The organism is Cytobacillus oceanisediminis (assembly GCF_007830235.1).
In the GTDB taxonomy this organism is placed as follows: Bacteria; Bacillota; Bacilli; order Bacillales; family Cytobacillaceae; genus Cytobacillus; species Cytobacillus oceanisediminis.
In genome coordinates, this window is the sequence record NZ_VLKI01000010.1 from 1 (window position 1) to 24,528 (window position 24,528).

Here is a 24,528-nt window from a genome sequence, read left to right on the forward strand (position 1 = left end):
TTCTCTTCATCACTTGAACTGTCAGGTCCATGACCATATGAATATTGTTTACCTATTGGTTGGTCGAATCGATGCACCTGATTTTCACGATACCATTTCATCCACGTTTTGATTTGAGACACATTTTTAATCCCATACTTCTCCATGATTTCTTGATTCGTAAACTGACCACTCATCTTATCTTTAACTACTGCCCATTTAACCTCATTTGAATATACGTTTTTGCCCACGCAAAAACACCTCCGAATTAACACTTTAATTAAGTGTACCATTTCGAAGGTGTTTTATAGTGTCTCATTTATCTAGGTTAGTCTATTGGGGAGGATTTTTATTTTATCATGGCCGTTCCAGCATTCTGTCCAATGCCAGTTTGGCAAAAGCTGCTGTCTGCTCTTCTACTTGGATTCGATTGTGACCTTCACCCCGTTCAATTGTTTCCAGGCACCAAACCAGGTGCGGCAAATCAATACGGTTCATAGTCAAACAAGGACACATATGTGGATTAAGAGAGAGAATATGCTTATCCGGGTGCTGATTGATAATCCTGTTAACCAGATTCATTTCCGTTCCAATCGCCCATGAAGAACCCGGTTTGGAATTTTCAATTGCCTCTATTATATAATTCGTCGATCCAGCCATATCGGAGATTGCTACAACTTCCCTTTTGCATTCAGGATGAACAATGATTTTCATTTCCGGGTACTGTTTGCGGACTTCTTTTACATTTTCCACAGTAAAATTTTCATGAACGGAACAATGACCCTTCCATAGGATCACTTTAACGTTCTCAAGGGGGCCCTCATATTCCAGCTTATCTGAAACCGGGTTCCAAACAGCCATTTCATCAAGCCCAACTCCTAAATTATAGGCAGTATTTCTGCCTAAATGCTGATCAGGAAGGAATAAAATTCTCGGCCTTTGCTCAAATGCCCAGCTCACCATCTTTTCAGCATTTGAAGAAGTGACCGTCGCTCCTCCATGACGGCCTACGAAAGCTTTAATGGCTGCAGTGGAATTTACATAGGTTAAAGGTAGCATGGTTTCCCCAAATATATTAACGAGCTTCGCCCAGGCTCTTTCAGTTTGGTGTATATCTGCCATATCAGCCATGGAACAGCCCGCACGCATGTCTGGCAAAAGCACTTTTTGTACTGGAGTTGTCAATATATCCGCGGTTTCAGCCATAAAATGGACTCCGCAAAATACAATGTATTCTGCATCCTTGTTCTCCTCTGAAAGCTGGGCAAGCTTTAATGAATCACCAGTGGCATCGGCAAACTGAATAACCTCATCTTTTTGGTAATGGTGACCGGGGATAAATAGCTTCTTCCCCAGCTTTTCTTTTATCTCCCTTACACGTGACTCGAGTTCCAAAACTGTCATCCTGCGATATTTTTCCGGAAGAATATTTGATTGTTTTTCTGCTGTCTGAAAAATACTCATATCCTTCATCCCCCTTTGCATATATACTTTTTTTATTCGACGGTAACTTTCACGCTAATATCAAGCGCCTTTACTGAATGTGTGAGAAAACCGAGCGAAATAAAATCCACCCCAGTATCTCTATAACTGGCCAAGTTTTCTAATGTTATGCCTCCGGACGCTTCTGTCAGGATTGTTTCAGGAACAAGGCTGATCCACTCTTTAATTTCTTCAGGCTTCCTGTTGTCGAACATAATAACATCCGCCCCTGCCTCAACTGCTTCCATTACCTGTTCTTTTGTCTCTGTTTCGACTTCGATCTTTACCATATGCCCAATTTTTGACCGTGCTGCTTCCACTGCTTTTGCAATCGAACCTGCAAAAGAAATGTGGTTATCTTTAATCATAACTGCATCGTAAAGGCCATAACGATGGTTAAATCCGCCGCCGCACCTGACTGCATATTTTTCTGGCATTCTCAGGCCGGGAGTTGTTTTCCTTGTGTCGCAAATTTTTGTATGGGAGCTGTTAAGAATACTGACAGCCTCATTTGTTTTCGTTGCAATCCCGCTCATTCTTTGGAGAAGATTCAAAATAACTCTTTCTCCTTTTAAAAGAATAGCTGCAGGGCCGTATGCTTCTGCAAGAATTTGACCTTTCTCAATCTTTTCTCCGTCCTGTACTTTTAAGTCAATATCCACACTTGAATGGAGAACTGTGTATCCTGACCGGATAATTTCTTCTCCGCAAAAAATCCCATTTTCTTTAGCAATGAAAACAACCTTCCCGGTCTGGCCTTCCCCAAATATCAGTTCGCTTGTCAGGTCACGGTCGCCGATATCTTCCAGGAAGAATTGTTCAAGTTGCAATCGCAGCTTTAATTTGTTCATTTTTACCATCCTTTTCTATTTTTCGGCATTGAATAATGCTTTTTCTAAGCCATTCATGATTGTTTTCGAAGGGAAAATCCTGGCGGAAATGGCCACCCCTGCTTTCCGTCCTTTTTAGGGCGGAATCGGTTACAAGCCATGCAGCAATCAGCATGCATGCCCTTGTAATCTCATCCTGGGAAAGATCATCGAATTCCGCTGCTACCCATTTTTCAATTTGAAAGCTCTCAAGCCAAGCAAGCTGCTTCAGCAGCCCTTCCTTTGTTCTGATAATGCCCGCATGCTTCATCATATTTGCCTTTATTTCAGTTATGGAAGGTAAATACTCTGGTGAAGGACTCATTCCTCCTGACTCTGGACTTGGATCCTTTTTACTGAATTCACAGGCAGGCTGTTCATTAATCCATTCCGCCAATTTTTTGCCAAAGAATAAGCCCTCCAGCAGCGAATTGCTTGCAAGGCGGTTTGCGCCGTGTATGCCCGTGCACGCAGCTTCTCCTATTGCATACAAACCGGGTATGCTGCTTCTTCCCAGTAAATCGGTTTTAATCCCTCCCATCAAGAAGTGGCTGCCTGGTGAAACAGGAATTCTTCCCAGGCTTATGTTTACTTCATTTTGCTCACAGATATCTGTAATGGTTGGAAATCTTGATTTAAAGTTTTCAATGGGGGAAATATCCAAAAAGACCGATTTTTCTTCTTTCAACAGATTGTAAATGGTCTGTGACACGACATGTCTAGGTGCCAGGTCTCCTTGAGGATGAATGCCTTCCATGATTGGTTTGCCTTCATCAGTGACCAGACTGCCACCCTCCCCCCTTACCGCTTCAGAGACCAGGCCTAAAGCTTTGCCGTCTTTATAGAGTAAAGTAGGGTGAAACTGTATGAACTCCATATCTACTATCTTTGCTCCTGCCCTATATGCCAGGGCAATGCCATCTCCTGTTACGGTTTCAGCATTGGATGTAAATTCATATAGCTGTCCGCACCCGCCGGTAGCCAGCACAACATGGTCTGAAAAGAACCTATTAATATTGCCATTAGTGTCTTTTCCTTTTGCACCTATGCACCTGCCGTCCGACTCATTTATCAGCAAGTCAAACACATGCATATTTTCTATGATTCTAATGTTTTCGTATTTCTTTGATAGCATAAAATCAATTACTGTCTTTCCGGTTGCGTCTCCGCCTCCATGGACAATTCTATTTTCTGTATGGGCGCCCTCCCTGCCCAATGCGAGGAATCCGTTTGAGTCCCTATCGAACATGCAGCCGTCTTCAAAAAGGCTATTAATAAGGGATGGGGCTTCATTTGTAAGGGCCAAGACTGCATCAAAATCATTATGGAATCTCCCTGCCTCAAGTGTATCCATGTAGTGCTTAGAGGGATGGTCGTTGATTCCGAGAGCAGCAGCAATCCCACCTTGTGCCATATAGGAATTTCCATTTTCCACAGCAGACTTTGTGATAATAATCACATTTAAGTCTCGGCGCAGCTTCTTTGCCAGCTGCAAAGCAGCTACCCCGCTTCCAATAATTAGAACGTCGGCGTACATCACTTTTTACCTCCTGTTTTTACAGGTGTCTTGACACCTATATTTACATAGTTTTAGAATTATGACAAGAGTTTTTCATAGAATAAGAGGAACTTCTGTCCGTTTTAAGCAGAGAACTGTATGTATTTAAAGAAAAGGCTCTGTTAAAGCTCGTTGTTGATATCGGCACCCTGTTGACTGGAACGGAAGGCGCCAGATCCGTAAAAATGCATTTGCATTTCCTTCGTGCGGTGTTTATTCGAGGAGGCTCATTCAATGTCCAGCGGGAGAAGCGAGTCAAAGGCAGACCCCACTGGTGTGCAGGCCGCCGAGGAGGCTCCGGACCTCCCTCGATAAGCTGAGCGCTTGGAGTAAAAATCAACTGGCAAGTATAATAAAGCCCAAAGAAAAAATTTATAAAAAACGAAAGCAGGTGTGATTATAAAATACTTTGATTATGCCGCAACATGTCCACTGGATAGAGAAGCGGCAGATGCCTATATAAAAGCTTCAAGTGAATTCTTTGGCAATTCAAGGAGCCTTCATGATACAGGCAGTGTGGCTGAGGGCCTTCTCGAAAATTGCCGTGCGGAACTTGCAAAAATTTTGGGTATAGAGAGGGAAGGTATCTACTTTACAAGCGGGGGGACGGAAGGGAATTTCCTTGCAATTCATGCACTGCTTTCTTCTTCGGAGAAAATTGGGAAACATATTATTATGGGGATGGCCGAGCACTCTTCAATTCATATCATATTGGAAAAGCTCAGTCTGGAAAAAGGATATGAAATTACCAAGGTCCCTTTTGGAATTGATGGACGTATTGACCAAGAGAAATTAAAGGCAGCCATAAGGGATGATACCGTATTGATTACCCTTCAGCACGGCAATCCTGAAATAGGCACATTGCAGCCAATCCTTGAAATTAGCGATATTTGCAAATCAAAAGGGATTTTGCTGCACAGTGATTGTGTCCATACATTTGGCAAAACTGATTTAAAAGAAATAGCAGCGAATGTTGACAGTTTATCTTTTTCAGGACATAAATTTTATGGTCCAAAAGGGGTTGGAGCTGTTTACCTTCAACCCGGATTGCGGTGGGATGCTTTTTTACCAGGAGTGTCCCATGAAAAAGGATTCAGGCCAGGAACCGTAAATGTTCCAGGTATTGCAGGGATGACGGTTGCAGCCCAGAAGGCATATGAAAATCTTAATGTCCATACCAGACACTTTCAACTGTTGCGCGATGCCCTTCTGCAGGAACTTGAGACTGCAAAAGGGAAATTCGTGATTTACGACTTTGGGCGCGAGTACCAGCTCTCTTCGACATTAGGATTGCGCATTAAAGAACTTGAAGGCCAATACATCATGCTGGAATGCAACAGACATGGCTTTGCCATTTCAACTGGAAGCGCCTGCCAGACAGGAATGAAGGCTATATCAAAAACGATGAAGGCACTTGGAGTGTCTGGAAAAAGCGGCAAGGAATTTATCCGAATTTCTTTTGGATGGAATACGTCCGTCGAAGAAGCAAAAGCTTTAGGCAGAACACTTACAGAAATCGTACAGGCACCAGTGCCGCTTTAAGTTTTTATCTTCTTCCGGTTATTATGTTAGAATGAGACATTATCGGAAAGTAAGGGAGAGTAAAACATGAAGGAACAAAAAAAGGTACTCGGAGAAGAACGAAGATCCTTTTTGCTCCAGCTTCTTAAAGAAAGCGGGCAGCCCATAACAGGCGGTGAGCTTGCTGCGAAGACAAATGTCAGCAGGCAAGTGATTGTAGGAGATATAACATTGCTTAAGGCAAGAAACGAACCGATCATTGCTACAAGCCAGGGTTATATGTATCTTCATCAGGCGTCTCCTTCTGTTACAGCTGAACGTACCATTGCCTGCCATCATCACCCCGAGAGGACAGAAGAAGAATTAAATCTCCTTGTTGATCACGGGGTCACAATAAAAGATGTAAAAATCGAGCATCCCGTGTATGGGGACTTAACCGCTTCTGTTATGGTGTCGACCCGTAAAGAAGTAAAGCAGTTTATGGAAAAAATAAAATCCACAAATGCGGCTTTCTTATCAGAGCTAACGGACGGCATACACCTTCACACCATCTCTGCGCCATCCGAACAAAAACTGGATGAAGCTGAACAGTCATTAAAAAAAGCAGGGTTTCTAATTGACCTGTAATATGAGATGCACTTCCGGCAATGCCGGCAGTGCTTTTTTATAGCCAATGAAAACCGCACCGGAACAAGCAATGACCCGAAAAATGGAAAGCAATACCATGTATGATTGATACAAAGCCATTTAGTCTTGAAGGACCTTATTTTCCTTTTTATGCAGATGGAAATACGGGTAACTCCCCAATATTTTCACGCTGCATCCTAATGCTTCCAATTCGGCAACCGCCCCAGGTATCAGCACATCATCCTGTTTCATATCTATATCTATGATAAAGAAGTAATTGCCCAATCCCGTTTTCATTGGTCTTGATTCTATTTTAGTTAAATTTAATTTCCTCCAAGCAAACGCAGAAAGCACTTGGTGAAGCGCTCCTGCCCTGTCAGCCGGCAATGTAACCATGACAGTCGTTTTATGTCCGGAAAACTCTTCCCTGTCTTCTTCAATTGTGATTTTCTTATTGGATAAAACAATGAATTTTGTATGGTTGAAATCAAAGTCGTGTATATCCTCTTTTGCAATAGCCAATCCGTACACCTGGGCAGCTAATTCATTGGCAATGGCACCAGCTTTTTCACCTGGGTGATCTTTAACATATTGTGCTGCGGCAGCCGTGGAAGTTGTACTTTCACATGGAATTCCTTTCAGCTCTTTATGTAAAAATTTGTGGCATTGGGCAATGGCATGGGAATGACTGTAAACCACATCTGTTTCTGCCCAATCTTCCAAATTGCCGGGATGGACCATAAAATGCTGGCGTATAGGTGCTGTTAGTTCGCCAACTATCGGCAAATCTACCTCATGGATTAAATAATCTAGAGTAATGTTCACTGAACCTTCCAATGCGTTCTCAAGAGGAACTACCGCCAAGTCTATTTCATTTCCGATCATAGCATCAAAGCAAGCGGGTATTGTCGGGTAGGGAACTGCTGTCTCTTTCGGAAATAAGCTCCTCACCGCTATATCTGTGAACGTTGCCTTCGGGCCCAAGAATCCAATTTTCACGGTAACTTCCTCCCCTTCGTCAGAGTTGTTTCAACTTACTGAAAACTTTCTTTATACTTTACCACTTTAACATATGTGTGTAAATGACGAAATGAAAATTTTAGAAAAACCAGGCAATCGCCAAGCCATGGTATTTATGATCAGATATTATAATTGGAACCTAGTTAATAAAAGTACATTTATAAAACTACGTTAAACTTGTCTTTTAGCGAAAAAAAGGGCCGGATACCGGAGCGCAATTCCTTACGCACCTGTTCCCAGCACCTCTACTTTTTCTACAAATTCCAATTTTCGGAGCCTGGTTAAAAGCTCATCAATGTCTATCCCCATTCCAGTTACATTCAAGGATAAAGTGACATTGGCCCTCCCTTGAAGGGGAATAGTCTGGTGAATCGTGAGGACATTGCATCCTGATGATGCTACTACTCCCAACAAATGGGATAGCGTCCCCGACCGGTCTTCCAAATGAAAAAATAATGTTATAAGCCGTTCTTTTACAACGGTATGAAAAGGAAACACAGTGTCTCTGTATTTATAAAAAGCACTCCGGCTCAAATCAACTTTCTGGACGGCGTCCCAAACCGATTCAGCCTTTCCCCTTTCGATCATTTCCTTCGCATCCAATGTTTTTTTCATTGCTTCAGGCAAAACATCTTCACGAACCAAATAAAATTTTTTATCGAATCTATCTTTTCTCATTTCTCCACCCCGTCAATCGAGAAGGTTAGTCAATAAACTCGAATTCGTAATCAAGGAGCTTGACGGTGTCGCCGTCTTTTGCTCCTTTTTCGCGAAGAGCATCATCTACACCCATACCGCGCAGCTGCCTTGCAAATCTGCGGACAGATTCGTCTCTTGAGAAATCCGTCATCTTAAAGAGCTTCTCAATTGCATCTCCAGATACAACAAACACTCCAGCCGGATCCCTTGTAATAACAAACTCTGTTTGATCGGCTTCATGCTTGTAAAGAACGCGATGAACTCCGGTTTCTTCTCCCTCTTCTTCATGTGCAAGAGGAAATTCAGGTGTCTCTTCGATTTTATCAGCGATTGCAAATAATAAGTCCCTTAGCCCCTGGCGTGTAACAGCCGAAATAGGGAAGATTGGGTAATCCTCTTCCAGTCGCTCTTTAAATTTCTCAAGGTTTTCTTTTGACTCCGGCATATCCATTTTATTAGCAACAATAATTTGCGGTCTTTCTGTTAATCGCAAGTTGTACTCTTTCAGCTCGTTATTGATGGTTAAATAATCTTCATAAGGATCTTTTCCCTCTACTGCTGCCATATCAATAACGTGAACAATGACCCTTGTCCTCTCGATATGCCTTAAAAATTGGTGGCCAAGACCTACTCCTGAATGGGCGCCTTCGATTAACCCCGGCAAATCTGCCATAACAAAGCTACGTCCATCCTCTGTTTCAACCACGCCCAAATTAGGTACAATGGTTGTAAAATGATACTCGGCAATTTTCGGCCTTGCAGAGGATACAACAGATAAAAGCGTGGATTTTCCTACACTTGGAAAACCAACCAAACCTACGTCTGCAAGAAGCTTTAATTCAAGAACTACATCCCTTTCCTGGCCAGGCTCACCATGCTCTGACAATTCTGGTGCTGGGTTCGCAGGTGTGGCAAAGCGGGTGTTTCCTCTGCCGCCCCGTCCACCTCTGGCAATAACAGCTCTTTGGCCATGCTCAGTTAAGTCTGCTATTACTTCGCCTGTTTCTGCATCCGTTACAACTGTGCCAGGAGGGACTTTTACAATCATATCTTTTGAATTTCTGCCATGCATGTTCTTGGACATCCCATGCTCACCGCGAGGCGCTTTAAAATGGCGCTGATAACGGAAATCCATTAACGTACGCAAACCCTCATTTACTTCAAAAACAACATCGGCGCCTTTACCGCCGTCACCGCCGGCAGGGCCGCCATTCGGCACATATTTTTCACGGCGGAAAGCAACCATTCCGTTACCCCCGTCGCCACCTTTTACATAAACTTTGACTTGATCGACAAACATTTTTTATTCCTCCCGTCTGCAGTATGTCCCGATTGCCTGGCATTCAGCCAAACAGCCGGTACTGACTGGATCCACTCCTACCTTGAAGGATTACCCCCAAACCTGCAGAGTTTCACTTTATAGTATTACTTTTTACGACGGAAATCACTCTCTGCCATTTGCAGCAAATGGCACAAAAAGCTCCAGCGCTAGCTCCTGTTCAGCTAATACCTGAACAGCTACAGTTATGTCAGCATATTCCTTTTTTAAAAATTGTTCCAAACTGCCCATATCTGTTATTATTCCGCTAAAATCAAAAAAGAAACGAGCACCTTCTTTTTCATGACCGATTGAAACGGATAAATGATTTTCATGGTAAGGCTTTACCGATGAATTAAGACAGTCAAAAAAAGAGCCTGTCCACTCAGAAAGAATGCAATCATCCAATCGTCCTGCTATTGCATCATCCAGGACTTCATATTCAAGCTGGAAGGAATGATTCTCCCAGTTATATGTGAAAAGAAGTGAAGCAAATTGTGGAAGGTTTAAATTCGACAGTTTTGCTTCCTGCTGTGCTTCCACCACAATTTCATCTATAATTTCCTTTGCCCTGTCAACCTTGTTAAGGGAAAGATTACCTTTAATTAATTGTATTTTATTTAGCCAGTCATGCCGGGCATGACGCAGCACCTCAATCATATTCCAGTCTTTTTCCATATATGCACTCCTGTATGGTTATTAAGGTGTCAGAAGACTGCTGCTTGCTGTAAGTATATCAAAAAACTAAATGACAGTAAGCAATTTTATGCTAAATAAGAAAATATTGCTTTATGTATCGAGAAGCAGACCCAGCTTCCTCAAAAAAGTAAGCTGTCTTCTAAAAAGCTATAAATTCCATATAAAAAAATAAGCCGAAGTGCATGTGTGAAATTTTTTTAACCAAAAAGAAAACCCTAACCTTGTGGGCTAGGGTTTTCTCGAAAGGCTTACGCCTCTTGAGCTGCAGGATATACGCTCACTTGCTTACGGTCACGTCCTAGACGCTCGAACTTAACAACACCGTCTACTTTCGCAAATAGTGTGTCGTCGCCGCCTTTACCCACGTTTACACCTGGGTAGATCTTAGTACCGCGCTGACGGTATAGGATAGAGCCGCCAGTTACGAATTGTCCGTCTGCACGCTTAGCGCCAAGACGCTTAGCGATTGAATCACGGCCGTTCTTTGTAGAACCTACTCCCTTTTTAGAAGCGAACAACTGAAGATCTAATTTTAATAGCATTTATTCCACCTCCTGCTTTTTGAAGGTAATGTTTATATACTTTCCGTAGTCTTCTTCAATCGTCTGCAATGATATGACCATGCCTTCAAGAAGAAGTTGGACTTTCTCATTTACGTCCTCCGGCAGATCCGGCAGAACACAGCGGAGAAAGCCATCCTCCCCCTGGCCAATCTCTGGCGTCACACCGGTTAAGGCGTGCACGGCATTGATTGCGCCAATGGAGACAGCAGATACGCCTGCACAGACGATATCTTTTCCTCTATTTGCAAAGAATGCATGACCGCTAATTTCAAACGAATGAATATTTCCGGAGCTTTTACGATTAATCGTAACATCAATCATCTAATATCGCCTTATTAAGCGTTGATTTTTTCAATCACAACTTTAGTGTATGGCTGACGATGACCTTGCTTCTTGCGATAGTTTTTCTTCGCTTTGTACTTGAAAACAGTGATTTTCTTTTGACGGCCTTGTTTTTCAACTTTAGCTGTAACAGTAGCACCATCAACTACAGGGCTTCCTACTTTTACACTATCTCCGCCAACGAAAAGAACCTTTTCAAAAGTAACTGTTTCGCCTGCTTCTGCGTTAAGCTTTTCGATGTAGATAGCTTGACCTTCTTCTACACGTAATTGCTTTCCGCCAGTTTCAATAATCGCGTACATGAACTGCACCTCCTCTTAGACTAAGACTCGCCATCCCAGGCGCCGACAAGAAAAGCGGAGAGTGCCTGTTTATCGGCACTCGCAGCTAGACACAACTGCGCGGACTTAACAACCTGTTCTGAGCGGTTGTAGCACGGGTGCGCTACAAACATAACATGAAAATCCTATCATATAATGAATAATCATGTCAATAAGAATTATATGATTCTCCCCAAAGGCATCCAATTAAATATTTTACTTGCATGCCTATCTATTATATAGCTTTTGTCCTTCCTGGGAAAGTGGCAAATAATGCTCTTGCTTCCCAAAACAAAAGCAGGCCGGGATTATTTTTCCCTCGCCTGCTTTTTCTTTAATTCTTCCGCATTGCCAAACTGCCTTATTTCATAAAATGGCTTACAAGTATCCTTGAAGGTAAAGATCACTTCCAAGCCGATACTGTCTTCTATTCTTTTTTTATGGATTTCATTCTCACCGGAAAAGACCCCTGCTACTTCCGGTGTGGTTTCAACCAAAACTGCTTCATGGTCCTGGCCCCGGTGCTCCCATAATTCCCTTTCAAGTCTGAATGCAATCGTTTCACCACTCAAAACCCTTCCGGTGCCTTCACATACTGTACACCTTTCGGTAAGTGACTCAGAAATCGCCGGCTTCGTTTTCTTTCTGGTCAGCTGAAGGATTCCTAGCGGGGTAAATCCCACCAAATTAGTGCGCCTATCATCTTCCTTCAGCGCAGCTTCCATTTTGGCAAGAATATGCTTTCGGTCAGACTCTTCTTTCATATCGATAAAATCAATTAAAATCATGCCGCCAATATCCCGGAGCCGGATTTGCCTTGCAGCTTCTTCAGCCGCCCATTTATTGGTCTTCAAAACGGTATCACTACGATCCTGTTTACCGATGTATTTTCCAGTATTCACATCTATAACCGTTAAGGCTTCTGCTTCGTCAAAAATCAGGTAAGCCCCATTTTCAAGCCAAACAATACGCTTTAGCGCTTTGTCAATCTCAGCTTCTATTTTATAGGCAGCAAAAATATTTTCCTTGCCGGTGTGCAGGTGAATAGGGAGACTGCTGGATTGCTGGAGCAAATTTTTCAGGTTTAAATCGTCTACAACGACTTCTCCTTCTTTCAGGTCCTTTATTTCTTCGAGAATTTCCACAATAAAGGAATCCACTTCAAATACTTTTCCTGGCTTTTTTAGAGCTTCAGCTGTCCTTAAGATATCCCTGTACTCCATCCTAAGCTTTTCGAGCTCTTCAATCAGTTCAGCTTCCTGTTTCTTTTGAGAGGAGGTCCTGAAAATCAGCCCTTCGTTCTCTTCTTTTAGACGATAGCCAAACTGGCGGCATTTTTCTCTGGCAGCACTATCCTCAATCTTTTTTGAAACGGCTACATAACGGCCGTTAGGCATATAAATGAGTGAATCGCCGGAAAACTCAATCAGCCCCGACAATCTCGGGCCTTTCGTTCCTGTCGCATCCTTCTCAATCTGCACAAGAAGCTTTTCCCCCTGATGCACATAGGAAGAAATACTCCTTTTATCCTTAACAAGCTTTTCTTCGTTAGATTGAATGTAGGAAGCCAATTTATCGCGATGAAGAAAGCCGCTTTCCTCTTCACCAATTTCTACAAAGGCAGCATTCAGCCCAGGCATGACCTTGGCAACCGTTCCCATATAAATATTTCCAACCGATGACCGATGCTTCGGCTGATCAATAAAAAGCTTCTCGACCCTGTTATTTTTAAAGCGTGCAAATCTCCGTTCTCTTGCTACATAATTAACAACTATCTTATCCAAATACATTTCCTCACTTTAACGCAGTAATCAAGCTGTGCCATCTTTAAAAAGCCTGCTCTTAATAAACATACAGCAAATCACCTATTTTCGCTGTTAGTACTTTTTCTGCAAAATAGGCATGCAACAGCTCATTTTCATCTAAAGAACCTTTTTCTTTCCCGTCTTTTTCAATTATGATTGGATGCTTACATCCACGCTGGAATCTTTCAAGAACGTGAATAACCAATTCTTCTTCTTTTACAACAAGGGGCTTTAACGTCCGAAAATCGCTGTTCTTGCCGTAATATCGCTCAAGGAGAAAGCGGATAAAGACAAATCGGCTTTGCTTCCATTCATGATATAGCGAAAAAAGCAAAAAAGCGAGGACTACCCATATATTCAGGTTAACAGGAGAAGTCAGCAAAGTAAAAATAATGAACCCCATTATGCCAGCTGCTGATATCAGCAATGTTTTTTGGTGAGCATCCGGAAAAGCCCGGTAAAGTGACATCCATAAAAAAATCAGCTTTCCGCCATCCAAAGGCCAGACAGGAAGCAGATTAAATATCAAAATCATTAAATTAAATTGTATAAATAGCTGAAAGATTTCTTCTGGCATCCAAGTAAGGTGGTAAAAAAGCAAGGCTGCTCCCATCATCCAAATATGCTGAAGCGGCCCGGAAATAATCACAATGATTTCTTCCTTAAGCGGCCGATTTCCATGCTCATCCATTTCCGCTACCCCCCCAAAGGGCAGGAGGGCTATCCTTTTGATTCTCCAGGAAAAAAGGGCCGCTGCCGCCGCATGACCCATCTCATGCACGAAAATAATCAGGAGCAACAGACATAGTTCAATAAAATGGGCAGTAGCCACTGCCAGCCCAATAATCGCCCATAACAAAGGGTGGATATGAATATACTTTATCAATTCTGCCATTTTATTCAAATGGTATCACCTGAATTGGATCTATAAAGTCATCACCTTTTTTAATAGCGAAATAAAACGAGCCTTTTTCACCATCTTCAGTATCACCCGCAGTGCCTAATCCTGTACCTTTTTCAATATATTGATATAGATTTACATTAATATCTGCTAAATTGCCATACCAGGACTCGCTTTTATCGCCATGTTGAATGATAACTGTGTTTCCGAAGCCATCTTTTTTCCCGGCAAACCGCACAAGTCCCTCGCTCATGGCTTCAACGGAAGCTTCCTTCCCGGTTTCAATTGTAATCCTTTGGCCGTTATCATTAAAGTCTTCAAGAATTTTTGCAGAAGCAGGGAGTGCATAATCACTGTTTTCTTGTGGACTCCGGGTCTCTTGTTTTCCGTCTGAAAATGGAAGGAACGCTAGCGGCTTACCAAACTGGTCTTCATACCATCCTGAAACCGCTGCGAATTGAAAATCCTTTTCCATGGAAGCTTTCACAAAATCCCTTGCAGGGTCAAGAGTCGCCGCTTCATTTTTAAAAAGAATGGCTGCAAGTAAAAATAAACAGGCCGAAGCTAGCAGTTTAAAAAGGAATAATTCTTTTCGAAATAAAGGGTGGTCTCCTTCCCCCACTTTGCTGTCATAAGAAGGAAGCTTATTAAATCCGTAGCGTTCCTCGTCCTCGGTCCAAAGAATATTTGAATCTACCTTGTTAGACACCCTGTCTTTTTCTTTTTTTCTCCGTGCAATTCTTTTGCGTATTTCATCCGCTCTTGAATTCATGAAATCCCCACCATTTCCTTAATAACTCTATTTGTACAAGTTTATGAGTTGTCCAAAAAGAGTATGACTCATGGAAGGAATAGATATGAAAAAAATAAACCGGGGAATTCTCCCCGGTTGTTTGACTGCTAATACTTGATTATTTAACACCAAAAAACTTCTTAATTTTGGAAAAGACGCCCTTGTTCTCTTCATCAAGAGGCTGAAGCGGCACCGATTCGCCAAGAATGCGGCGCGCAATATTTCGGTATGCTACTGATGCTTTGCTGTTAGGATTTAAAGCAATAGGCTCGCCATGGTTTGAAGCCTTGATCACTTCATCATCATCTGCCACAATACCGATTAAATCAATCGATAGATGGGCTGTAATTTCATCCACATCCAGCATATCGCCATTTTTCATCATATGGCTCCGTATTCTATTAATAATAAGCTTTGGAGCCTCTACATTTTCTTCTTTTTCAAGCAAACCGATAATCCGGTCTGCATCACGTACAGCCGAAACTTCCGGAGTCGTAACTACAATTGCTTTATCCGCTCCGGCAACCGCATTTTTATAACCCTGCTCAATCCCGGCAGGGCAATCGATTACGATATAATCATAATCCTGCTTCAACTCATCAACCAACTTCTTCATCTGCTCAGGCTTTACGGCTGATTTATCGCTTGTTTGAGCAGCCGGCAGCAAATACAGCAAGTCGTCAAACCGCTTATCTTTGACAAGTGCCTGATGAATTTTGCATCGGCCTTCAACCACATCAACAAGATCATAAATGATGCGGTTCTCAAGACCCATAACAACATCAAGGTTACGAAGGCCAATGTCTGTATCCACCAGGCAAACCCTTTTTCCCTGAAGGGCAAGAGCCGTACCTACATTTGCGGAAGTAGTCGTTTTTCCGACACCGCCTTTACCGGACGTAATGACAATCGCTTCTCCCATCCTAGCTTCCCCCTTGCAATCTAGTAATATTTTGTCTTAGATGCATTAAGACCTGTAATCTATCAACTGTAATTTGCTCATTTTCATCTATGTAAGCACATTCCATTTCTCTCTTTTCATCGTCCTGATCCTTGTCAGGAGCTCTATTAATGCAGTCGCTGATCCTTAATTGGGAAGGCTTCATAAGAGAAGCAACAACAACCGCCTCCTTATTTCCATGGCAGCCTGCATGGGCAATTCCTTTTAAAGCGCCCATAATAAATATATTTCCTCCCGCCATTACAGTGCCTCCCGGATTTACATCCCCGACGAGCAAAAGATCCCCCGGAACTTCTAAAACCTGCCCCGATCGAATCATTTTTGCAACTGATACGATTTCGTTTTCTTCTCTTCGTTTTTCAGCTTCTTCTTTTGTTATAACATTAGAACTTATAGACTCAACGATCAGATTTTTCTTTTGCCGGATTAACTCCTTCAATTCTTCCTGCTGTTCTTCGGTAAGATATCGATTGCCTACTTGAACCCTGACCGAAATAAGCCTGTCTTCGCCAGCTCTGGAGCTTTCTGAAAGCTTCAGATCAAGCTCTTTCTTCAGTTCACCGTAGGAGCAAGAATCATCGAGATGCAATGTCAGCCCGTCTTTTGTCCCTTTAATTGTTACGTTTTGGTTTTTTTTCATTTCAAGATGTTCACCTCAATGATAAGAAACGCATAAGTGCTTTATTGCACTCTATTTTCAAGCAGCCCGCCTAATAGGTACTAATCTGCAATAGAAGACTAGAGGTCAGTTAAGGCTGAATTTTTAAACAAATAATTATGTCTATTATCCCTATCCTAAATTGCCCATAGTAAGTAGAATTCGACAGAAACCTTCTAAATTCCTTTTTCCCTAAAAATATTCATTTAAAAGAAACCGGGGCCACCCGGTTTCTTTTTGTAGGATGATATTAAATTAGAATGGTACTCTTTTTTCCTATACCCGATCGCTATTCATTTAAGCTATCAGCATATTTTTCAAAAAGCCTTTTGAATGGATAGGCAGCCAGGATAATAAAAATCAAATTCAAAATAAGCGTGGGCACAAGGCGGGAAGATAAAAAGGCTGCAAAATCCATATCTGTTCGATGAATAAGAAAGTTCATCTGGTACGCGCCGGCCTCAAGCAAGGCAACACCCAAGAGAACAATTATAGAAGCCATGGCTATATTCGTCTGAAGAATTTTCATCAGTTTTGTCATGATATAAGCAATGATTGGAAACAGAAATAGATAAATCCCTATTATTTCAATATAAACGATATCGAAAAGCAAGCCGAATAAGAGCCCGTAAATGACTCCATGCTTTTTTGAACCGTAAATGGTCAAAAATAGCAAGCTGGCAATCAGAAAACGCGGAACGGCAATTTTGCCGCTGCCAAACAACTCAGGCGGCGTTAATTGAACGAATATACTTTCACCAATAAATAAACCAAGGAGTATGAGAGGAAGAAGGAATCTTCTCACAGTTCCTCCTCCTTCTCATCAATCATTTCCATTAATTCAGGCTGCAGAGCCCCTCTCTTTACGACCATCACATGCCCAATATCGTAAAAATCCGCCCCAGGTTCAATATAAGCAGTCTGCGTTAGGCCAAACTCATCAGGAACTACATCCACGACTTTGCCGATTGGCAGACTTTCAGGAAATACGCCTCCCAGGCCTGAAGTAATAACGTTCTGCCCTTTCTCTACTTTAGCATCATAGGGTATGCGTTTAAGCAGGAGAAGACCCTTCTCTTTATCATAGCCTTCGATCAGACCGAAAAAGTTATTTTCTCCAGCCTGGATTTTAGCCGATATGCGATTGGTCGGATCCATCGAACTTAGCAGCTGAACCGTTGAAGTGAAAGTATTGCTGCTCTTCACCTTACCGATAAGCCCTTTCGACGTAATGACCGCCATATTCGGTTCAATCCCGGCATTTTTCCCTTTATTGATGATAAGCAGTTCATGCCATCTATCCGGGTTCCTTCCTATCACCGTTGCCTGCTTTGGTTCAAATTCACTTAATGAATCTTGTTTATCAAGGATCTCGCGCAGCTCTGTATTATCTTTCTTAAGCCGCTGAACTTCTGACTCCAGGCGGGCAAGTTCATCCAGCCGTGTTTTCAACTCTTTATTTTCTTTGTATGTATTTTGCAAGTCTTGGACATTTTCAAAAAACACTGCAACATAATTTACAGGACGGGATACGGCATTTTGCACAAAACCGGTAGTATCTTTTAAAAATTGCTCAGGCCAAGTTAAATTTTCTCTATCTTTTAAAGAAAACCCAATCAATGCCACGAGAATAATGATGCTGACAAGCAAAATAATCAGGCGTTTATTCAAAAAGAACTGTGGCATCAGTTACACCTCGATTAGTATTTTTTCCATAGGCTATAAGAAAAACGCATTGCGCTTCACTAAACCATCATTGCTTCCAAAGATAACATATATCTACAAATTTATCATTTAGCATATAAGGACAACCATACGAAAGTTGAGCCCAAACACTTCATACTCGTGAATGGGCTTCATGATTTTATCGTATCTATCTTGTATTTTTTATCGTGACTCTTTTGCTTTAGTTTTGAATAAATCAATATGATCCAGAGCTTTTCCAGTACCAATTGCCACACAATCAAGCGGGTTTTCCGCAATAAGGACAGGCATTTTCGTCTCTTCGCTGATCACCTTGTCCAGGTTGCGAAGCAATGCACCCCCGCCAGTTAGAACAATGCCGCGGTCCATAATATCAGCAGCTAGTTCAGGCGGTGTTTTTTCCAGCGTGTTTTTCACTGCATCCACAATGGCATAAACAGTATCATTAAGAGCTTTTGAAATCTCTTCTGCAGTAATTTCAATCGTTTTTGGCAAGCCTGTCAAAAGATCACGACCTCGGATTTCCATGTTTTCCACGCCCTCTGGATCTCCTGCAGAGCCAACTTCAACCTTAATCATTTCAGCAGTACGGTCACCGATCATCAAATTATAATTTTTGCGGATATAATTTATAATGGCATCGTCCATTTCATCACCAGCAATACGGATAGACTGGCTTGTTACAATGCCGCCCAAAGAAATGATGGCTACCTCGGTAGTTCCTCCGCCTATATCTACAACCATGCTTCCTGTAGGTTCCCAAACAGGAAGATTAGCGCCAATTGCAGCAGCAAATGGCTCTTCTATTGTATAGGCATCACGAGCTCCTGCCTGGCGGGTTGCATCCACAACTGCACGCTCCTCTACAGCTGTAATTCCAGAAGGAACACAAACCATTACATAAGGCTTGCCAGAGAAGAAGCTCTTATTTTTATTGGCTTGTTTAATATAATATTTCATCATGACGGCCGTTGTTTCATAATCGGCAATTACCCCATCCTTCATAGGCCGGAGTGCTACAATATTGCCGGGTGTTCGGCCGATCATATTCTTCGCGTCATTTCCGACAGCCACAATATTTTTGGTGTCCGTCTGGAGCGCAACTACTGATGGCTCTCTGACAACGATTCCTTTTCCTTTAACATAAACAAGTGTATTAGCTGTCCCTAAATCTATTCCAAGGTCTCTAGTACCGATTCCAAACATAAATGGTATCTCCCTTTCTGATACAAAATGCTAATTTTAAGATAAGTATAATTATTGAAATCTCTTTAATTTATCAGGTAAAATGAGCCATTTTAAACGCAAGGCATCTCAAAAATCATAACCAATATTATAGCTTAACGTCAATTAAAAACATAGCTTTTTTACAAGGTTATTTCTAATGTTACATTATAAATAACCTTTTTCTTTAAGGCTGACAAATTTATTCTCACCGATAATAAGATGGTCAAGTACATCGATGCCGATTATTTTGCCGGCCTCTGCCAGCCGCTTTGTTACCTCTATATCTTCTCTGCTCGGAGTTGGGTCCCCGCTCGGATGATTGTGAATACAGATAATGGATGCAGCTGACCTGCGAAAGGCTTCTTTAAATACCTCCCTTGGGTGCACAATCGAAGCATTCAGGCTTCCAATAAAAATGGTTTGCTTATGGAGCACCTGGTTTTTCGTGTTTAAATAGAGGCATACAAAATGTTCCTGGGACAGGAATCGCATGTCGTTCATCACATAATTTGCACCATCTTCAGGAGAGCGGATGATATATCTGTCATCGTAGGCAAGATTTGAAATCCTCCGGCCAATTTCTACAGCAGAAAGCAATTGGATCGCCTTTGCAGCCCCAATCCCCTTAATCGCGGTAATTTCATCCAACGATGCATCCTTCAACAGGCGGAGCCCTTCAAATTTGGTGAGGAGCCTATTTGATAATTGCAAAACAGATTCTTCTTTAGTTCCCGTTCTGAGCAAAATGGCAATCAATTCGTGATTGGAAAGGCTTTGTGGTCCATTTTGGACAAATCGCTCACGAGGACGTTCATCTTGAGGAAAATCTTTAATCAAAAAGGATTCAGTTTGCATATTAATTCCTCCCTAACCTTTGGGCCAGGGACCAGAAGATGAGGAAAGTATATTAAGGATGCGAGTAACCCGCCTTCCTTAATTCCCGAACCGTTCTTGACACAGGAAGGCCGACAACCGAAAAATAATCTCCACTAATGCTTTTTACAAGCACGCTGCCAAAACCTTGTATTCCATATGCTCCCGCCTTGTCAAAAGGTTCACCGGTGCCGATATAAGAGTTAATTTCTTCATCTGTTAACTCCCAGAATACCACATCGGTTTTTTCATAGAATTTTATTTGTTTGCCTGGTGCCAGAATTGAGACACCTGTGTAGACGGAATGAGTTGTTCCCGACAAGCTCTTTAGCATGCTGAAGGCTTCTTCGCTGCTGCTTGGCTTTCCTAAAACGTTTCCATCTTTGACTACCACAGTATCTGATCCAATAACAAAAGCATCAGGATACTTTTTAAACACCGCATCTGCTTTCCTGAAGGCGAGCTCCTTCACAATTTCATCAGGTGTTAACCAGGGATCAAAGCTTTCATCAACATCACTGCTGGAAACTTCAAATGTAAAATGAAGATTTTCAAGAAGTTCTTTTCGCCGTGGGGAAGAAGAGGCTAAAATGAGGTTTTGCATATAATCACCTTACCTTTATGTATCATTTTGGGAGATACAGATTAATCGTATCAAAAATCGGCTAGACAAACAATTTAAAAAGGACTGCTTTACAAAAATATTTGATGAAATTTGATAAATATCGACAAAATGAAAGAGCCTGCCGAAATTTCCCGAACAGACTCCTTTAACATGTGATATTTCCCAGAAAATATTCGAATGGAAGAAGATTTTGGCACTATTTGCTTATAATGACTGATAAGCAGCAAGAAACGCAAGCAGATGCTGCTGAACTTTGCCTGCTGAAGCTGCATCTCCAGATTGCTGGAAGGCATCCATTTGCTTTGATGCATTTTCCAGTTCTTCTTTTATAGAAATAAGCTCTTGGTTTTTGATTTTATCTGCTTGCAATTCATTTAAATTAGCACTCTGTTTTTTTATATCCTCTAACAAGCCTGCAGGGATGGATTTTTCAACAGCTGCACTGGCTGCCCCTGCTGAAAGAGTATGATACAAAGAAGGTGCCATTTCAAGCAATTTTTTCTCTACTGCATTTAACCCCTCTATAGACTTCGCATCAAATGTGATTTCTTTTGCAAATACATCTATTCCTTTACTTTTTAAATCTGCACCCATTTCTTTCGCATGCTCAATACTGTCCGACACTCCTAAATAAAGAAATGTTTGTCCGCCCATTTCTATTAGGTGGCTATTGGCTCCTTTTTGAGCATTTGCTTCCTGTATTTGTTTGGCGGCTTCGTTATTTGAGAAGACTCCTCCCTGAACCACAAAAGTGGCCAATGGGTCTAGTGATGCCGTTTCCGTTCCGGCCTGCTCTCCAGAAACAGCAGGGGTTTCAGTTACGGGAGGAGTAACTGTCTCGGCTGCCTGGTCAGTGAATACCAATTTAAGCATAATGAATCCAAAACTTATTCCAAGCAGGACAGCAAAAAAGACAGCCAGAAAAATGGATGTGAGAAAACCTTGCTTATTTTTCCTCTTGAAGTTTTTGGCCAATGTACTGAATCCTTTTTTTGCTGGGGGCTTTGGAGGGGTTGCTACCTTAAATTCTTTAATTTCCGAATTCTCTGTTTCCTCTGGCAGGATCCAATCGAAACTGTCATCTGCTTCTTTTGCAGCTGCGGTTTGTATTGAAGCAAAGAACTCCGTTTCCTCGTTGTTTTCTTTTCTTTCCAAATCTTTTGGCTTCCAGGTTTCTTTCTGTTTTTCTTCATTTTTCTCCTGAAACGGACGGTCCTTGCCATTTATCTTTATTGTGATCGTTTTTCCGTTATTAGGCTTGTCCACATCTTGTCCTCCTTCCATGTCGATTGCTGAATTGGTTTCATCCTAACATACTGCAAAAAAAAAATAACAAGACTTTTGTCGTCTTGTTATTGAATGATTTCGTCAAATATCGTCATTTAAGAAGAAAGGGCATTTCAATCGTTTCACCAGATAAAAGCCTGGTAATCCCGTTCCATTCTTTAATGGTGTCTTCACCATCCCTGTTATTATAATATTTAATTGCAAGGCTAATTAATGTATCACCTGGTTTAACCTCGTAAATATACACTATATATGAATTTCCGTTCTTTTCTACAACCTTTGAAGCCAAAGTGCCAAGATTTTCTGACGGATACTCCGCTGCGTTATCCAACACACCGTCTATACTATCATTTTTATTTTCTGCAAAAGGATACAAAGGATTTGTTTTATTAGCTGGTGAAGGCAGTTCGTATTTTGGAAGCTGATCTTTAAGTTCCTTAAGCGTCGGATAGTAAAACGCCGAGACTGTCACGCTATAAATAAGTTTATTGACTGTTTTTCCAGCCTCTCGAACCTCCCTGTTCCCTGTAAAGGCAAGGCTATCAATTTGGGTTAAACGCTGCAAATCTTCAATTGCCTTAATGAAAGCTTCGAGCTCGATATAAGAAGGTGCTTCAACAATCATCGACACAGTAAGCCTTTCAATTCCTTCAGGGAAGAAAAATTTACGGGGCTCAGAAGCTATTTCGTCTTTTGTATTGTCATTTTGAAAGTTAAGATCGACCGAAAGCTCTTCGGATTGTTTATAGTCCGATTCGGATAAAGTCTCATTTTGAGCAACACTTTGGTTCTCATTAAAAGAAAAGCTTGTTATTAGACTGCCAGATGATATTTCGGCTTTTTCAAGGTCGAGAATAAATTGATCCAGTATAGGCGCAACCGGAAGCATCTGCTGCAAAAAAGCAGTTTGATTCGCTAACTCATTTCCTGTACTTTTTGGATCTTTCTCAAGCTGGGAAATTTGCACTTCTTTACTTTTAATAGATTGAGTTAACCCCTCAACCCGATCTTTCAAAGGGATTAAATGAAACCAATAATAATAGCCCAATCCCAAAATAAGCAAGACAAAGATCAAGGTAAAAGATAAAGTAATTTTCTGCCGGGAAGACATTAGGATCCACCCTCCCCGCTCTTATGGACTTGTTTAATGGCGTTTTTATCTATCTGAACTGTATATTGTGCAAAATACCTCGGCAATATAGATAGATCAGATTCTGACTCGCTGGATACTCTCTCTGTTGTTATGCTTAACAGGTTAGCGTTTTGAATAAATTCTGATTCCTGCATGCTTTTAAAAAAAAACGCAGCATCCCTTGAAGAATCAAACTGGACAGACAACTGGACATTCCCTGATTCCTGATAGGAAAATGACAATACAAATCCACGTTCCGGCAAAAGAGAAGTTATATGGCGCAGCAATTTATAAGTGGAAATCGGGTAATTTTCCGCCCAGGCCAAAGCCGTTTGCAGCTTTTCCTCTGCATTCGGGTTGTCAGGAGAGTTGGGATTCTGCTGTACAAGGCTTTTCAGCTGCTGAACGGTAGCCAATTCCGTCTGCAGTCTTTTTTCGTGGTCAGCAAGCTGTTTTTGTTCAAGCCAAAGATAGCCTCCGCACCCAGCTGCTAAAATAATGATGAAGATAAAAAATACAGCAATAGCGGAATTCCTCTTTTCTTTTTGGGGCAATAAATTTATATCAACCAGCATGCTAGGCACCTACTTTAATGCGAGTCCAATACAATCGTTGAATACAGGAGGAATATTAATTCCCTTTTTTATCTGAAACAAAGGCTGTATAAGCGTTTGGACTTGGAGTTCAAATGAGTCGCTTATGGTTCCCGCGTATTCATCCATATAAGGGTGGTCTCCAAACAAAATCAGCTTTGTTATTTGATGGCTGCCTTTTGTTAAATTAAAACGGTAAAAATTCATGAATCTTTCAATTTCTGTATTTATATCTCTTGCCTGGCCATCTAATCTGCTTTGTTCAACATTCCATATGTAAAATTCCTGTCCGCTCCTGCCTCTTTTCAATTCCAGCTCTTCCTGAGTCAAAGAAAGCTTGGAGTGCCGGACAATGCTTGGATAATGATCATGGAAGACAGAAAGCTGCAGCGTATCCATCCCAAGCTGAACCATTAGTACATGATCTTTCTTGTTAGCTTGTCCTATATGGTAATAAAAGCGATAAAGTGACAAAATTGACAAGTCCGCTACAACAGGCTTTAAAGAGCAGGCTTCAAAAATCTCCGTATAATCCCTAATAACAGATTCCTTTGTAGCAATGAGCAGGACTTCATTTAGTCCTCCTTTCCCCCCGAGGAAAACAGGCTCAATGATCGGATCATCAAAAGGAAGATGAATCGTCTCTCCCAACTGCATATATAAATAGCCTTTCAGCTCATCCTCCGTAATCTCCAGCGGCACAGAAACCTTTCTGACAATCATAAAGGGATCCGGTATACACATAGTGATTTTGCTTCCTTTCAACTTCCCTTCCTCAACGATTTCATCTAGAATCATGCCAAAAACTTCAACATCCTTGATCCGTCCTTCTTCAATGACTCCAGCAGGAAGGCATTTCTGCCGATAGGACAGGAAAGTATGTCTCTTATCACTCTCAACAAAGCGAATATAGTGGTCGTTAATTATAAAATGAACTCTGTGTCTGCTGCTTCTCATTAATGACCTCAACCG

At 41.6% G+C, this 24,528-nt stretch carries 27 protein-coding genes and 1 other annotated feature; of the genes, 2 read left to right on the top strand and 25 right to left on the bottom strand.

What is annotated here, in order from left to right; translation table 11 throughout:
• From IQ19_RS16320 to nadB, 4 genes are all read right to left on the bottom strand, one after another.
• On the bottom strand, positions 1-230 hold a 230-nt coding region (locus tag IQ19_RS16320), incomplete at its 3' end, for a transposase (protein ID WP_144543444.1).
• A gap of 106 nt (positions 231-336) precedes the next feature.
• On the bottom strand, positions 337-1,443 hold the full coding sequence (gene nadA / locus IQ19_RS16325; protein ID WP_144543445.1) for a quinolinate synthase NadA: 1,107 nt from the start codon (positions 1,441-1,443) through the stop codon (positions 337-339).
• Positions 1,444-1,475: 32 nt separating this feature from the next.
• Positions 1,476-2,312 carry a carboxylating nicotinate-nucleotide diphosphorylase gene (gene nadC / locus IQ19_RS16330; RefSeq protein ID WP_144543446.1) on the bottom strand — a complete coding sequence of 279 codons (837 nt, stop codon included), beginning with the start codon at positions 2,310-2,312 and terminating at the stop codon, positions 1,476-1,478.
• A complete protein-coding gene (nadB, locus tag IQ19_RS16335; protein WP_144543447.1) occupies positions 2,281-3,867 on the bottom strand; it encodes an L-aspartate oxidase in 1,587 nt (528 codons plus the stop codon). Before nadB ends, nadC begins: the two co-directional genes overlap by 32 nt.
• A 414-nt stretch (positions 3,868-4,281) precedes the next feature.
• Here nadB and IQ19_RS16340 point away from each other — a divergent pair, with 414 nt between their 5' ends.
• Both IQ19_RS16340 and IQ19_RS16345 read left to right on the top strand, forming a co-directional pair.
• A complete protein-coding gene (locus tag IQ19_RS16340) occupies positions 4,282-5,430 on the top strand; it encodes an IscS subfamily cysteine desulfurase (protein WP_242021028.1) in 1,149 nt (382 codons plus the stop codon).
• 66 nt (positions 5,431-5,496) lie between these two features.
• Positions 5,497-6,036 carry a transcription repressor NadR gene (locus tag IQ19_RS16345; RefSeq protein WP_144543448.1) on the top strand — a complete coding sequence of 180 codons (540 nt, stop codon included), beginning with the start codon at positions 5,497-5,499 and terminating at the stop codon, positions 6,034-6,036.
• 120 nt (positions 6,037-6,156) lie between these two features.
• On the opposite strand, the gene pheA is transcribed toward IQ19_RS16345, so the two are convergent.
• The 21 genes from pheA to pilM all read right to left on the bottom strand — a co-directional run bounded on the left by pheA (position 6,157) and on the right by pilM (position 24,513).
• On the bottom strand, positions 6,157-7,035 hold the full coding sequence (gene pheA / locus IQ19_RS16350) for a prephenate dehydratase (RefSeq protein WP_144543449.1): 879 nt from the start codon (positions 7,033-7,035) through the stop codon (positions 6,157-6,159).
• A 243-nt stretch (positions 7,036-7,278) separates the two neighbouring features.
• Positions 7,279-7,734, bottom strand: a complete 456-nt coding sequence (locus IQ19_RS16355; RefSeq protein ID WP_144543450.1) for an ACT domain-containing protein — start codon at positions 7,732-7,734, stop codon at positions 7,279-7,281.
• Between the two features lie 25 nt (positions 7,735-7,759).
• On the bottom strand, positions 7,760-9,055 hold the full coding sequence (obgE, locus tag IQ19_RS16360; protein ID WP_144543451.1) for a GTPase ObgE: 1,296 nt from the start codon (positions 9,053-9,055) through the stop codon (positions 7,760-7,762).
• A gap of 144 nt (positions 9,056-9,199) precedes the next feature.
• Positions 9,200-9,751, bottom strand: a complete 552-nt coding sequence (locus tag IQ19_RS16365) for a sporulation initiation phosphotransferase B (protein WP_144543452.1) — start codon at positions 9,749-9,751, stop codon at positions 9,200-9,202.
• A 269-nt stretch (positions 9,752-10,020) separates the two neighbouring features.
• On the bottom strand, positions 10,021-10,314 hold the full coding sequence (rpmA, locus tag IQ19_RS16370; RefSeq protein WP_026585361.1) for a 50S ribosomal protein L27: 294 nt from the start codon (positions 10,312-10,314) through the stop codon (positions 10,021-10,023).
• The gene (locus IQ19_RS16375) at positions 10,315-10,656 is read right to left on the bottom strand and encodes a ribosomal-processing cysteine protease Prp (protein ID WP_144543453.1); all 342 of its coding nucleotides are present in this window, start codon (positions 10,654-10,656) and stop codon (positions 10,315-10,317) included.
• 14 nt (positions 10,657-10,670) lie between these two features.
• Positions 10,671-10,979, bottom strand: coding sequence for a 50S ribosomal protein L21 (gene rplU / locus IQ19_RS16380; RefSeq protein WP_076257366.1), 309 nt, complete (start codon positions 10,977-10,979; stop codon positions 10,671-10,673).
• Positions 10,980-10,992: 13 nt separating this feature from the next.
• Positions 10,993-11,117, bottom strand: a sequence feature (ribosomal protein L21 leader region).
• Between the two features lie 188 nt (positions 11,118-11,305).
• Positions 11,306-12,781 (bottom strand): Rne/Rng family ribonuclease, encoded by a 1,476-nt coding sequence (locus IQ19_RS16385; RefSeq protein WP_242021029.1) that lies wholly within the window; start codon positions 12,779-12,781, stop codon positions 11,306-11,308.
• A gap of 58 nt (positions 12,782-12,839) precedes the next feature.
• The gene (locus IQ19_RS16390; protein WP_144543455.1) at positions 12,840-13,706 is read right to left on the bottom strand and encodes a M50 family metallopeptidase; all 867 of its coding nucleotides are present in this window, start codon (positions 13,704-13,706) and stop codon (positions 12,840-12,842) included.
• Entirely contained in the window at positions 13,699-14,475 is a 777-nt protein-coding gene (locus IQ19_RS16395) for a M23 family metallopeptidase (RefSeq protein WP_144543456.1), read from the bottom strand. The genes IQ19_RS16390 and IQ19_RS16395 overlap by 8 nt, the downstream gene beginning before the upstream one ends.
• Positions 14,476-14,614: 139 nt before the next feature.
• The gene (gene minD, locus IQ19_RS16400) at positions 14,615-15,418 is read right to left on the bottom strand and encodes a septum site-determining protein MinD (protein WP_144543457.1); all 804 of its coding nucleotides are present in this window, start codon (positions 15,416-15,418) and stop codon (positions 14,615-14,617) included.
• A 1-nt stretch (position 15,419) separates the two neighbouring features.
• Entirely contained in the window at positions 15,420-16,097 is a 678-nt protein-coding gene (minC, locus tag IQ19_RS16405) for a septum site-determining protein MinC (protein WP_144543458.1), read from the bottom strand.
• 307 nt (positions 16,098-16,404) lie between these two features.
• Complete coding sequence (gene mreD, locus IQ19_RS16410) at positions 16,405-16,920, bottom strand: rod shape-determining protein MreD (RefSeq protein WP_144543459.1); 516 nt, start codon at positions 16,918-16,920, stop codon at positions 16,405-16,407.
• Entirely contained in the window at positions 16,917-17,801 is an 885-nt protein-coding gene (mreC, locus tag IQ19_RS16415) for a rod shape-determining protein MreC (protein ID WP_144543460.1), read from the bottom strand. Before mreC ends, mreD begins: the two co-directional genes overlap by 4 nt.
• 201 nt (positions 17,802-18,002) lie before the next feature.
• The gene (locus IQ19_RS16420; protein WP_144543461.1) at positions 18,003-19,025 is read right to left on the bottom strand and encodes a rod shape-determining protein; all 1,023 of its coding nucleotides are present in this window, start codon (positions 19,023-19,025) and stop codon (positions 18,003-18,005) included.
• Positions 19,026-19,211: 186 nt separating this feature from the next.
• Positions 19,212-19,901, bottom strand: a complete 690-nt coding sequence (gene radC, locus IQ19_RS16425) for a RadC family protein (protein WP_144543462.1) — start codon at positions 19,899-19,901, stop codon at positions 19,212-19,214.
• A 52-nt stretch (positions 19,902-19,953) separates the two neighbouring features.
• A complete protein-coding gene (locus tag IQ19_RS16430) occupies positions 19,954-20,523 on the bottom strand; it encodes a Maf family protein (protein WP_144543463.1) in 570 nt (189 codons plus the stop codon).
• Between the two features lie 225 nt (positions 20,524-20,748).
• Positions 20,749-21,810 carry a hypothetical protein gene (locus IQ19_RS16435; protein ID WP_144543464.1) on the bottom strand — a complete coding sequence of 354 codons (1,062 nt, stop codon included), beginning with the start codon at positions 21,808-21,810 and terminating at the stop codon, positions 20,749-20,751.
• Positions 21,811-21,922: 112 nt separating this feature from the next.
• Positions 21,923-22,942 carry a LysM peptidoglycan-binding domain-containing protein gene (locus IQ19_RS16440; protein WP_144543465.1) on the bottom strand — a complete coding sequence of 340 codons (1,020 nt, stop codon included), beginning with the start codon at positions 22,940-22,942 and terminating at the stop codon, positions 21,923-21,925.
• Positions 22,942-23,538: a PilN domain-containing protein gene (locus IQ19_RS16445; RefSeq protein ID WP_144543466.1), complete on the bottom strand. Its 597-nt coding sequence runs from the start codon at positions 23,536-23,538 to the stop codon at positions 22,942-22,944. Before IQ19_RS16445 ends, IQ19_RS16440 begins: the two co-directional genes overlap by 1 nt.
• Before the next feature lie 9 nt (positions 23,539-23,547).
• Positions 23,548-24,513, bottom strand: coding sequence for a type IV pilus biogenesis protein PilM (gene pilM / locus IQ19_RS16450; protein ID WP_144543467.1), 966 nt, complete (start codon positions 24,511-24,513; stop codon positions 23,548-23,550).
• Positions 24,514-24,528: the final 15 nt, after the last annotated feature.